Annotated in this window: 10 protein-coding genes; 6 read left to right on the top strand and 4 right to left on the bottom strand. The window is 72.6% G+C overall.

The window, feature by feature from the left end; all coding sequences use genetic code 11:
- Positions 1-495, bottom strand: a complete 495-nt coding sequence (locus FB047_RS07240) for a GNAT family N-acetyltransferase (protein ID WP_136586537.1) — start codon at positions 493-495, stop codon at positions 1-3.
- Positions 496-643: 148 nt separating this feature from the next.
- On the opposite strand from FB047_RS07240, the gene FB047_RS07235 reads away from it, so the two are divergent.
- Complete coding sequence (locus FB047_RS07235; RefSeq protein ID WP_136586536.1) at positions 644-1,051, top strand: DoxX family protein; 408 nt, start codon at positions 644-646, stop codon at positions 1,049-1,051.
- Between the two features lie 473 nt (positions 1,052-1,524).
- Here FB047_RS07235 and FB047_RS07230 read toward each other — a convergent pair whose 3' ends face one another.
- On the bottom strand, positions 1,525-3,189 hold the full coding sequence (locus FB047_RS07230) for a RecQ family ATP-dependent DNA helicase (protein ID WP_240752665.1): 1,665 nt from the start codon (positions 3,187-3,189) through the stop codon (positions 1,525-1,527).
- Between the two features lie 193 nt (positions 3,190-3,382).
- Here FB047_RS07230 and FB047_RS07225 point away from each other — a divergent pair, with 193 nt between their 5' ends.
- On the top strand, positions 3,383-4,927 hold the full coding sequence (locus FB047_RS07225) for an ATP-dependent DNA ligase (RefSeq protein WP_136586535.1): 1,545 nt from the start codon (positions 3,383-3,385) through the stop codon (positions 4,925-4,927).
- Between the two features lie 4 nt (positions 4,928-4,931).
- Positions 4,932-5,558, top strand: coding sequence for a hypothetical protein (locus tag FB047_RS07220; RefSeq protein ID WP_136586534.1), 627 nt, complete (start codon positions 4,932-4,934; stop codon positions 5,556-5,558).
- A 296-nt stretch (positions 5,559-5,854) separates the two neighbouring features.
- Here the strand turns inward: FB047_RS07220 and FB047_RS07215 are convergent, their stop codons facing one another.
- A complete protein-coding gene (locus FB047_RS07215; RefSeq protein WP_136586533.1) occupies positions 5,855-6,721 on the bottom strand; it encodes an NYN domain-containing protein in 867 nt (288 codons plus the stop codon).
- Between the two features lie 354 nt (positions 6,722-7,075).
- Entirely contained in the window at positions 7,076-8,059 is a 984-nt protein-coding gene (locus FB047_RS07205; RefSeq protein ID WP_136586532.1) for a Gfo/Idh/MocA family protein, read from the bottom strand.
- Between the two features lie 164 nt (positions 8,060-8,223).
- On the opposite strand from FB047_RS07205, the gene FB047_RS07200 reads away from it, so the two are divergent.
- The 3 genes from FB047_RS07200 (at position 8,224) to chvE (ending at position 12,314) form a co-directional block, all read left to right on the top strand.
- The gene (locus FB047_RS07200) at positions 8,224-9,546 is read left to right on the top strand and encodes a M20/M25/M40 family metallo-hydrolase (protein ID WP_136586531.1); all 1,323 of its coding nucleotides are present in this window, start codon (positions 8,224-8,226) and stop codon (positions 9,544-9,546) included.
- Between the two features lie 320 nt (positions 9,547-9,866).
- Positions 9,867-10,892 (top strand): LacI family DNA-binding transcriptional regulator, encoded by a 1,026-nt coding sequence (locus FB047_RS07195; protein WP_136586530.1) that lies wholly within the window; start codon positions 9,867-9,869, stop codon positions 10,890-10,892.
- 318 nt (positions 10,893-11,210) lie between these two features.
- The gene (gene chvE, locus FB047_RS07190) at positions 11,211-12,314 is read left to right on the top strand and encodes a multiple monosaccharide ABC transporter substrate-binding protein (protein WP_136586866.1); all 1,104 of its coding nucleotides are present in this window, start codon (positions 11,211-11,213) and stop codon (positions 12,312-12,314) included.
- Positions 12,315-12,405: the final 91 nt, after the last annotated feature.

Here is a 12,405-nt window from a genome sequence, read left to right as displayed (position 1 = left end):
TCAGCGCACCAGGCGGACGGTCTCCTCCATCGGCCCGAACGACGACTGCGCCCCGTCGGGGGTGAACCCGTTGCGACGGTAGAACGCACGGGCGCGGGGATTGTCGGCCGCCACCCACAGCGAGGCCGGGCGTTCGCCCAGCACCGCGTCGAGCAGGCCCTGCCCCGCGCCGGTGCCGTGCGTGGCCGCGAGGACGTACAGCATCGTCAGTTCCTCCGGCCGCACGGCGTCGGCATCCGTCGTCTGCTGCACGGCGGCGAACCCGACGATGCGATCCCCGGCGACGGCGACCATCGTCGAGAAGACGTCTTCGGCGAGGTTGGAGCGCCACATCCCGATCCGCGGCCCGACGGCGAACCACGGGCTCGTGTCCGGATCCTCGACGAAGCGACCGTACGTCTCGCGCCACGACGTGGCGTGCACGAACGCGATCCCCTCGGCATCCTCGGGTCGCGCGGGCCGGATGGTGATGCTCTCCTCAGCGGGCGGCGTCATGCCGGGAGCCTAGAAGACCCGGATGCCGCGCCGCCGAGGACGCGCGGGAGTCGTGCCCTCCGGCCCGGAGAGACGTCCGTCTTGCAAGAACCTTTCGCGGGCGCCGTGAATTGGCCCCGCGCCGAGGCGGCGGTGGCAGACTGACCGGATGCCACGACGTCGAGGACTCACGCTCCGCTCGATCTCCCGCGGGGTCCTGGCCCTGCTGCTGGTGGCGGCGGGCGTCGGTCACCTCACCTGGGGGCGGCGCGGATACCGCATCGTCGTGCCGGGATGGGCCACGCGACTGCTGCACACCGACAAGGACGCGATCGTCGTGGCATCCGGTGCCGTCGAGGTGGTGCTGGGGGTCGCGCTCATCGGGCTCCCCGCCGAGCGTCGACGCATCGGGGCCGCGATCGCGGCGTTCTTCGTCGCGGTGTTCCCGGGCAACGTGCACCAGTGGCGCACCGGACGTTCGGCACCCGGTCTGAACACCGACCGCTCGCGCTTCCTGCGGCTGTTCCTCCAGCCCCCGCTCGTCGCGTGGGCGTGGTGGGCGACGCGCGAGCGGTGACGCTCGGGGCGGTGCGCGCCTGTCGTCACCCGTCTCGGGGGGGCCGGTGCCGAGACCTTGTCCCACTTATGGTCGGTTGCGGGGGCGAAGACCGGCGATAAGTGGGACGAGCACCGCCATATTGGGGACGAGGTCGGCCGCCGTCGCCGCGGCTCGCTTCGCCCTGTGGCGGTGTGCGCGCGTTGTGACCCGGCGGCGGGCCGGTGCCGAGACCTTGTCCCACTTATGGTCGGTGGCGGGGGCGTGAACCGGCGATAAGTGGGACGAGCACCGCCATATTCGGGACGAGGTCGGCCGCCGTCGTCACAACCCGCACTGCCTTACGCCGTCGCGCGAACACCGCCCCGCAGCACCCCGCGCCAGAGCGCCCCACGCCAAGCGCCCCGCGACAGAGCCGCTCGGCCCCACCCCCCAGCGCCCCACGCCCGAGCCGCTCCGCCCCACGCCGCAGCGCCCCACCCCGGGGCCGCGCCTCAGGCCGCTTCGTCCAGCCCCATTACCCCGGTTTCGAAGGCGGCGCGGGCCAGGACCTTGTATCCGTGCTCGGGGAAGAACACCGTGAGGCGATCCTCCTCGACCCCCATCACCGTGCCGGTACCGAACTCGCCGTGGTGGACCGTGGAATCGATCCGGATGCCGTCGGCGTCGGCCGCAGCGGCATCCGGGGCCTCCGTCTCGATCGGCGCAGGAGCGACAGACCCCGCGTCGCAGCGGTCGCACGAGCCGCACTGCGCGGGGGTGTCGACCCCGAAGTACTCGAGCAGCGCGCGGCGGCGGCAGTGGGTGGTCTCGGCGTAGCCCCGCATGATCTCGATGCGCGAGGCGCGGATGCGCTCCTCGGCCTCGTCGCGGTCGCGGACGGCGGCCACGGCGTCTCCGGCCGACGCCTTAGTGCGCGCCGACACCCCGTCGGGGCCCGACTCGGCGAGCTCGCAGGCGACGAGCTGGTTGAGCACGCGTCCGATCGCGCGGGTGGAGCGGCCCGAGGCCGCGGCGATGTCCTTCGCGCGCAGCGGCGTCTTCGACCGCCGCAGTTCGTCCCACACCCCGGCGACGTCGGCCCGCTTGCTGTGCCCGCCGGCGAAGAAGGACCGCAGCGAGAAGTCCTCGGCGCGGTAGTGCAGGATCGCCCGCGCGGGTCGACCGTCGCGCGCGGCGCGGCCGATCTCCTGCGCGTACGAGTCGAGCGACTCGGTCACGTCGGCGTGGACGACGAGCCGCACGTCGCTCTTGTCGACGCCCATGCCGAACGCCGACGTCGCCACCACGACGTCGAGCTCTCCCGCGCTCCACGCCCCGTGCACCTCGTCGCGCCTCTTCTGCGCCATGGCACCGTGATACGCCGCCGCGCGCAGGCCGAGGGCGGCGAGCTCGTCGGCGTAGGCGTCGGTCTCTTTGCGCGTCGCCACGTACAGCAGCGCCGGGCCGCCGGCATCCTGCACATCGGCGATCACCGCGCGGCGCTTGTCGTCGTCGTGCTCGTGCCGGCGCACGGACATGTGGATCTCGGGGCGGTCCATGCCGCGCACCTCGAGGTGCGGATCGCGCATGCCCAGGCTCGAGACGATGTCGTCGCGGACGGGAGCGGATGCCGTGGCGGTGAGGGCCAGCACGGGCGGGCGCCCGAGCGCCTCGACCGCGTCGCCGATGCGCGCGTAGTCGGGACGGAAGTCGTGCCCCCACGCCGAGACGCAGTGGGCCTCGTCGACCACGACGAGGCGCACGTCGGCGCGCGCCAGCCGGTCGAAGACCTCGCTGTTGGCCAGCTGCTCCGGGGCGAGGAAGGCGTAGACCGCGTCGCCGCCCTCGATGGCCGCCCACGCATCGCGCTTCGCGCGGGCGCTCGTGCGGGAGTTGAGGGCGACGGCGGCGGGAGCGTCGGGAGCGCGGTCGATCGAGTCGATCTGGTCGCGCTGCAGCGCAAGGAGAGGCGAGATGACGACGGTCACCCCACCCAGCTCGCACCCCGCGATCTGGTAGACCGCGGACTTGCCCGCCCCGGTGGGGAAGACGACGAGGGTGTCGCGTCCGCTCACGACGGCGTCGATGGCCTCGGCCTGGCCCGGGAGGAGGTCGTCCCACCCGAAGACCTCGCGGGCGGTGCGAGCGGACTGCTCGAGGGTGGCGGGAGCGTTCACGTGGACCTCATTCCTGGGGGAGGCTCCCCAGCACACCCCAGACCTCCGACATCGGATCGGGGGTTGCGGGCGGGGCCGCCGTGTGGTCTGCGTTCTCCGTCGCCGCCGCGGATTCGTTTCGAGTGGGATGCCACGCGACTGACGCCGACGCAAGCGTCGGAGCGATGTCGGAGGGGGATGCCAGGATGCCGACATGCTCTTCGGCGACATCGAGACGACCCTCGCGGCGGTCACCGCGACCCGGTCGCGCCTCGCGAAGGTCGATGCTCTCTCGACCCTGCTGCGCGGACTCGCACCCGACGAGATCGTCCCCGCGGTGGGAATGCTCACGGCCTCCCCGCGACAGGGGCGGCTCGGGGTCGGATGGAAGACGCTGTCGAGTCGGGGCGGCTCCCACGCCGAGACCGCGTCGCTGAGCGTGTCCGACGTCGACGGGGCATTCGAGCGGCTCGCCGCTCTCGGGGGCAGCGGCTCGGCGGCGCAGCGCACCGCGCTGCTCGACGACCTCGCCGGTCGGGCCACCCCGGGGGAGTGGAACCTCCTCGTCCGCGTCATGACGGGGGAGCTGCGCACCGGGGCGCTCGAGGGCGTGCTCGTCGACGCGATCGCCGCGGCATCCGATCGCGAGGGGGCGGCGGTGCGTCGCGCGGCCATGCTGTCGGGCGACCTGGGAGAGACGGCGCTCGTCGCCCTCACCGGTTCGCCCGCCGACCTCGACGCCGTCGGCCTCGTCGTCGGCCGCGGGGTGCAGCCGATGCTCGCCTCCACCGCGACCTCGGTCGCCGACGCGGTGGCCGTCACGGGGCGCGCGTCGGTGGAGTACAAGCTCGACGGCGCGCGCGTGCAGGTGCACCGCCGGGGCGACGAGGTGCACGTCTACACCCGCACTCTCGCCGACGTCACGCACCGCGTCCCCGAGATCGTCGAGGTGGTCCGTTCGCTCCCGGTCTCCTCCGTGATCCTCGACGGCGAGACCCTCTCGCTCGACGACGACGGAGCGCCCCGGCCCTTCCAAGACACGATGGCGCGCTTCGGTGCCGAGGCCGCGCGCGAGATCGCCCTGCGACCGTGGTTCTTCGACATCCTGCACCTCGACGGGCGCGATCTCGTCGACGAGCCCCTCGCCGACCGGCTGACGCAGTTGGATCGCATCGCTTCCGCATGGCGCATCCCCGCGGTGGTCACCGACGACGTCGAGGCCGCCGATGCCTTCGCCCGCGCCGCTCTCGCCGCGGGCCACGAGGGCGTCATGGTGAAGGGGCTCGACGCTCCTTACACCGCGGGGCGGCGCGGCAAGAGCTGGCTCAAGGTGAAGCCGGTGCACACGTTCGACCTCGTGGTGCTGGGCGTCGAGCGCGGGTCGGGGCGACGGTCGGGGTGGTACTCCAACCTGCACCTGGGCGCCCGCGATCCCGAGGGGCGGTTCGGTGAGCCCGGTGGTTTCGTCATGGTGGGTAAGACGTTCAAGGGGCTCACCGACGAGCTGCTGCAGTGGCAGACGGCGCATTTCGCGGAGCGTGAGAACGGCGAGATCCCCGGTGGCATCCGTGTGGCCCCCGACACGGTCGTCGAGATCGCGATCGACGGCGTGCAGCGCTCGGTGCGCTATCCCGGCGGCGTGGCGCTGCGCTTCGCCCGCGTGAAGACGTACCGTCCCGACAAACCCGCGGCCGAGGCCGACACGATCGACACCCTGCGCGCGATGCTCCCGGGCGGCGCCGCAGCGACGGAAGGATGACGCGATGAGTCTGGCCCCCTGGCTCGACGGCGAGCTCGGCTACCGCAGCTTCGGCACCCCCGGTGCCCCGCGTGCGGTGTTCGTCCTGCGCACGGGTGACGTCGCGACGACCGATCCCGACGCGCGCGTGACGTCGGGGTTCGACGTGCGCGTGGTCGCCGTGGGGCTCGACGCCCCCGAACTCGAGGACCCTCCCGTCTTCGGCGGGCAGACACCGGCCGGTCTCACGGTCGACGCGCTGCGGGAGCTGCTGGAGCGCGAGGCGCCCGGCGCGACGGTCGGCCTGGTGGGCGAACGATCGGCCGGTCCGATCGCGATCTATCTGGCGGCGGCGATGGGTCCGGTGGTCGACCGTCTCGCGATCGTCGGCGTCGAGAGCCCCGTCGACCCCCTGAGCCGCGACCTGCGCACTCCGCTGCTCGACCACCTCGACGCCGAAGCGCTCGTCATCGTGGGCGGCCAGGGCCCGGCGGGGCACGACGACGCCCGCTGGTATGTCGACCGCATGCGCGCGGCCGAGCTGCAGGTCGTCCCCGACGACGAGATCGGCTCGGTGAACGGGCACGTCACGCTCACGTCGGTCTGGCAGCGCGTCCTCGCCCACGTCGCGCCCGGCACCGAGCGGCGCTGACCCGCCACGCCTCGCCGCGCGCCGCGCGCCGCCCCGCGCCTGCCGCGCCACGCGAAGTCGCGCCGCGGGCAGCCCCGCGCCTACCGCGCCACGCGCAGCCGCGCGACCGAACGCCCCGCCGCGCTCCGCGCAGTCGCGCGACCCGACGCCCCGCCGCGCTCCGCGCAGTCGCGCGATGCAACGCCCCGCCGCGCTCCGCGCAGCCGCGCGATGCAACGCCCCGCGGCGCTCCGCGCAGCCGCGCGACCCAACGCCCCGCGGCGCTCCGCGCAGCCCGGCGCCCGCCGCGCCCCGGCTCAGCCCCGCGCGACGGCGCGCACCTGCACGACGTTCGACTCCTCGTCGACCTCGACGTGATCGGTCTGGGCCTTGAGGAAGTCCGAGAAGCTGCGGAACCCGAGGGCCTTCTCGCTGAACGAGGGGTCGAGGCGCTTCATGAGGTCCTTGACCGCCGACGCGTGCAGCCACTCGCCGTCGGCGCGCTCCGCCTCGAGCTGCATCGCCCGCTCGAGCAGGTCGACCGCCGGGTCCTTCGAGCGCTTGCGGGCCCGCGGACGCGAGGGCGCGGCATCCTTGTCCTTCTTCGTCTCGGAGAGCTTCGGGATGCCCGGCAGGGAATCGTACGCATCGAAGCGGTCGCACGCGGCGGCGAGCGACTTCGCCGTCGAGCCGGCCACGCCCACGCCGACGACGTAGCGCCCCAGCCGCTTGCAGCGCTGCGCGAGGGGGACGTAGTCGCTGTCTCCTGCGACGATGACGACGTGCGTCAGGTCGGGCAGGCGGAACATGTCCTCCACGGCATCCACCGCGAGACGGATGTCGGCGCCGTTCTTCGCGTACGCCGCGGCGGGGAAGAGCTGCACGAGGTCGACCGCGCGCGCCACCAGTTGGGAGCGGTACTCGGCGTTGACCGGCGCCGACCAGTCGGCGTAGGCGCGCGTGAGCACGAGGGTGCCGAACGACGCGGCGTAGTCGATCACGGCGCCGACGTCGATCGTGGCCTTCGTCAGACGCTCGGCGATCTCGGGGTCCATCGGGTTCTCGGCGATCTTCTGCCGGTCGCGCGAGTAGGCGTTGCGCCCGTGCACCCGGTCGTACCACGACATCACGATGTTGTCGAAGTCGAGGTAGACGGCGACGCGGGCGCTCTGGGTGTCGGGCATGACTCCAGTCTGACCCGTGGCGAGGCCTGCGGGTAGCCACGGCGCGCGTCGACCGCTCGTTACGGGCGCGCGAAGCAGATCCCGGATGCCGCCGGGCCGCGGCCGCGCAGACCCCACGGCGGTCGGCTCGCCGGCGTCAACTCGCCCGCACCGACCACGCGGACGGTCGGCTCGCCCGCAAAGCCCCGCCCGCACAGCCCCGCCCGCGCCGACCCCGCGCCGCGCCCGCGCCGGCCCAGCGGCGCCGCCCTGCCCGCAACGCCCTGCCCGCGCAAACCCCGCGCCGCCGCGCCCCGCCGCCCCGGCCGCGCGGGCGGAGGGACAGGGCTCAGGCAGGAACTGACGCGGCGGGTGTCAGCGCTCGCCGGGGTAGACGACGCCGATCTGGCGGCGCACCTCGTCGAGGACGCCCATGATCGCCACGGTCTCGTCGATCGGGAGGACGTCGCTCGAGATCGCGCCGTCGGCGACGAGACGTTCGGCCGCGAGCGCCTGGTACTGCATCCCGCGTCCCTCGACCTCGCTCGTGTACTCCTCGGCGACCTTCTCGTCGGGCGTGATGACCCGGAACGAGGTGGGGGAGTACCAGACCCGGTCGATCTCGATGCGGGCCTCGGTGCCGACGATCTGCGCCGAGGTGGCGCCGGCCGCACGCGACGACGACACGGTGGTCGACATCGCGCCCCTGGCGTGGACGAACATCGTCGCCACCTCGGCGTCGCTGTCGGCGTCCGAGAGGCGCGCGAGGGCCGAGATGCGCTCGGGCAGTCCGAGCACGTCGACCGCGAACGAGATCGGGTAGATCCCGAGGTCGAGGAGGGCCCCGCCGCCGAGGGCGAGGTCGTTCAGTCGGTGGGCGGGGTCGGTCGAGATCTTCTGCGTGTGGTCGGCGGAGACGAGGCGGATCTCGCCCAGGGTGCCCGCGGCGAGGATCTCGCGGATGCGGACCATGTGGGGCAGGTAGCGCGTCCACATCGCCTCCATCGCGAGCAGGCCCTTCTCGGCGGCCTTGTCGCGGATCGCGGCGGCCTCGGCGGCATTGAGGGTGAACGGCTTCTCCACGAGGACGTGCTTGCCGTGCTCGAGGGCGAGCAGGGCGTTGTCGACGTGCGAGGGATGCGGCGTGGCGATGTAGACGATGTCGACGTCGGGATCGGCGACGAGCTCCTCGTACGACCCGTGGGCGTGCGGGATGTCGTACTGCGCCGCGAAAGCGCGAGCGCTGTCGAGGCTGCGCGAGCCGACGGCGGTGACGTCGAGTCCCGCCGTGCGCAGGTCGGAGGTGAAGGCGTGCGCGATGCCGCCCGTTGCGAGGATGCCCCAGTGCAGTCCGGTCATGCGCTCCACCGTATCCGTGGTCGCAGCCCCGCGGCGCGGGCGGGCCGCTGTGCGAAGATCTCCTCCGTCCCGCTGCGGGCAGCGGCTCGCCGCCTGCGCGGCCCGTTCGTCCGCCCCGCGATCCCCGCCTATCCGGCCGGCGCGCGCGGTCCTAGGCTCGGGGCATGACGCCCGTCGACCGCTTCCGCGAGCTCCTGGCCATCCCGACGGTGTCTCGGCCCGATCCGTCCGAGACCGACGCGTCGGCCTTCGCGCTGTTCCGCGCGGCCCTCGAGCGCCTCTACCCGCTGACCCACGCGCACCTCGAACGCGAGATCGTCGCCGGAGACTCCCTGCTGTACCGCTGGAGGGGCGCGACGCCCGATGCTCCGCTGCTGCTGCTCGCGCACCAGGACGTCGTGCCCGTCGACGGTCAACCCTGGCATCACGACCCCTTCGCCGCCGAGATCGTCGGAGAGGGGGCGGATGCCACGATCCACGCGCGCGGGGCGATCGACGACAAGGGCGCCCTCGTCGCCATCTTCGAGGCGGTCGAGGCCGCGCTCGCCGAGGGGGTGGTGCCGCGCACCGACGTCTGGTTGGCGTTCGGCCACGACGAGGAGACGCGCGGCGCGGGCGCGCGGGCGATGGCCGGGGTGCTCGCGGAGCGGGGTGTCCGGCCGGCCCTGGTGCTCGACGAGGGCGGGGCGGTCGTCGACGGCGCCGTGCCCGGGGTCGCGGCTCCCACCGCGATGATCGGGGTCGCCGAGCGCGGGGTGGCGACGTTCGACCTCGTCACCCGGGAGGCCGGAGGACACGCCTCGACGCCGCCCGCGCTGCCCGCCACCGCTCGACTCGCCCGGGCGATCGACCGTCTGCGGCGCCGCCCGTTCCCGCGGCGCCTGGCTCCGCCCGTGCGGGCGATGCTCGCCACCGCGGCGGCCCATGTCGGCGAGCCCCTGGCGACGGCGTTCCGCCGCTCGCGCAAGACGGCTCCGGTGCTGACGAGCGTCCTGTCGGCCCTCGGTCCCGAGACGAACGCGCTCGTGCGCACCACCGCCGTGGTGACGCGCCTCGAGGGCTCCGCCGGCGAGAACGTGCTGGCCACCACGGCGCGCGCGAGCGTGAACGTGCGGCTGCTGACCGGCGACACCCTCGCCGACGTCGCGATCCACCTCCGCCGGGCGGTGCGCGACCCGCTGGTCGACATCGAGCTGCGCCACGGCGACGACCCGTCACCGGTCTCGCCGTGGCGGGGCGAGCCGTGGCGACGCCTGTCGCGAGCGGTGTCGGCGACCCTCGGGGACGACGTCGTGCCCCTCCCGTACCTGCAGCTGGGGGCGAGCGACAGCCGGTTCTACACGGGGCTGACCGATGCGGTGTACCGCTTCGCGCCGTTCCACCTCACGCGGAGCGAGCGCGACGCCCTGCACGCTCCGGACGAGCGCATCCGCGTCGACGTCTGGCTCCGCGGCATCCGGTTCTACGGTTCTCTCCTGCGCTCCTGACGCGCTCGTCCCCTCTCTCCCGCCCGCCCCGCCCGCCGAGACTGCACGTAGCTGACATCTCGGTTGCGGTCTGCAACCGTCTCGTCACACGGCTGGCGTCTCGCGGTGCCAACGTCGCCGCCACCCCTCTCGAGTCGCGAGACCGCACGCGGCTGACATCCCGGTCGCCGCCGGCAGCCGTCTCGTCACGCGGATGCCGTCTCGCCGCGCGCGCAGGGCCGTCAGGGCGCGGCGCGAACGACGGTGAGGGGGACGCGCGACGTCGGTTATCCTCGTGTGACCGGTCACGCAACCGCGCGCGACCCGCAATGAGGCGGCTGATGAGCGACACCGACATCCCGGAGGCGGCGGGGCGCGCCCCGAGCATCCGCGACGTCGCGCGACTCGCGGGCGTGTCGTACCAGACGGTCTCCCGCGTCATCAACAACAGCCCGGCGCTGCGCCCCGAGACGGCGGCGAAGGTGCGTTCGGCGATCGCCGAGCTGAAGTTCGTGCCGAATCAGGCGGCGCGGGCCCTCGCCACCAGCCGGTCCAAGCTCATCGGGGTGCTCGGGCCCCGCACGCCCACGCACGGCGTCGCCTCGATGGTGCAGGCGATCGAGTCGGCCGCGCGGGCCGCCGGGTATCGCTTGACGGTGACGAACCTCGCCACGAGCGCGGCCGACGACGTGCGCTCGTCGATCGACCACCTCATGCAGCAGTCGATCGAGGGACTGATCGCCGTGGCGCCGCAGACGCGGGTCGTGCCGATCCTCGACGAGCTGAAGCTTCCCGTGCCGGTGCAGATCATCGCCTCCAGCGGCACCTCGAGCTCGTACAACGACCAGACGGCGGGAGCCCGCGCGGCCGTGCGGCATCTCATCGAGCTGGGGCACACCCGCATCCTGCACATCGCCGGTCCCCGCGACTGGGTCGAGGCCGATCACCGCATGCGCGGTTATCTCGCCGAGATGGATGCCAACGACCTCTCGCCCCGCCCGCCGGTGCTGGGGGACTGGAGTGCGCAGTTCGGGTTCGAGGCGGGTCTGGAGCTCTTGCGCACCGAGGACGCCACCGCGGTCTTCGCGGGCAACGACCATATGGCGCTGGGGTTCATGCATGCCGTTCGGGCCATAGGTCGCTCGGTGCCCGAGGACATCTCGGTGGTGGGCTTCGACGACGTCCCCGAGTCCGCGCACCTCTGGCCCCCGCTCACGACGGTGCGTCAGGACTTCTCCGGGATCGGAACGCGGGCGGTGACGGATCTGCTCGCCGCCCTGGGCGAGTCGCCGGGAGAGGGCGCGCCCTCCGAGCCTGATCATCTGCGCCTGATCGTGCGGTCGTCGACGGCTCCGCCCTCTCGGTGAATTCGTCACGTTTCGGCAACGGCTGGTCATCTCGCGCACCGGGACTTGACAGATTCTCCCGAGCGCGAGGTAGCATCACACACACGATGTGAACGGTCACATGACCGGTCGCACAGGCCGACGGGACTCGCTGCGGAGCGGATCCGTCGAGACGAAGAGGTTTCGAACGACGCGGGTGGCCCGCCTCGCCGAACGGCTTCGTTTCGCCCCGTCGCCGCGTGCGTCCGATCGGTGCCTCGCTCGCAGGACGCGGTGGGCTCCATGGGGAGAGACCGCACCACATACCCAACGGAGGGAACCAGAGTGAAGAAGCACAGCATGCTCAAGGCGGTCGCGGGAGCGGGCGTCCTCGCGCTCGGCATCGGCCTCGCCGGTTGCGCGGGAGACCGCACCGGCGGCGGCGCCGGCGACTCGCAGGAGGCGGGCGGCACCATCGGTGTGGCCATGCCGACGCAGCAGTCGGAGCGGTGGATCGCCGACGGCAACAACGTCAAGTCGCAGCTCGAGGAGCTCGGCTACCAGGTCGACCTGCAGTACGCCAACGACGACATCCCCACGCAGGTCTCGCAGATCGAGAACATGATCACCACGGGTGCCAAGGCCCTGATCATCGCCTCGATCGACGGCACCACGCTGACCGACGTGCTGCAGCAGGCCAAGGACGCGAACATCCCCGTCATCGCGTACGACCGCCTCATCAACGGCACCGAGAACGTCGACTACTACACGACGTTCGACAACTACAAGGTCGGCGTGCAGCAGGCCACCTCGCTCCTCACGGGCCTGGGCGTCCTCGACGCCTCGGGCAAGGAGACCGGCGCGACCGGTCCCTTCAACGTCGAGCTGTTCGCCGGAAGCCCCGACGACAACAACGCGACGTTCTTCTGGAAGGGTGCGATGGACACCCTGCAGCCGTACATGGACAAGGGCACGCTCGTCGTCCCCTCCGGCCAGACCGAGTTCGGCCAGGCGGCCATCCTCCGCTGGCTGCCCGAGACGGCGCAGAAGCGCATGGAGAACATCCTCACCGTCATCGGCGGCACCAAGCTCGACGGCGTGCTCTCGCCCTACGACGGCCTGTCGATCGGCATCATCTCGGCCCTCACCTCGGGCGGCTACTCGGCCTCCGACCTGCCGGTCATCACCGGTCAGGACGCCGAGGTCGGCTCGATCAAGTCGATCATCGCGGGTGAGCAGTACTCGACGATCTTCAAGGACACGCGCGAGCTCGCCAAGCAGGCCGTGACCATGGTCGACGACATCCGCAAGGGCGAGAAGCCCGAGGTCAACGACACCGAGACGTACGACAACGGCAAGAAGGTCGTCCCCTCGTACCTGCTCGAGTCGACGATCGTGACGAAGGACAACTACAAGGAGATCCTCGTCGACAGCGGTTACTACACCGAGGCCGACCTGGGCTGATCCACCCCGGGAGGGCGTTACCCCGCCCTCCCGCCCCGCCTCCGCCGCGACCCGCCCGGGTCGCGGCGGAGGCTCCCGCGGGTCTGCGGCA

This window comes from Microbacterium hydrothermale (assembly GCF_004854025.1).
Classification (GTDB): Bacteria; Actinomycetota; Actinomycetes; order Actinomycetales; family Microbacteriaceae; genus Microbacterium; species Microbacterium hydrothermale.
Note: the sequence above shows the minus strand (reverse complement) of the source record. Positions and strands in the feature narration are given on the sequence as shown.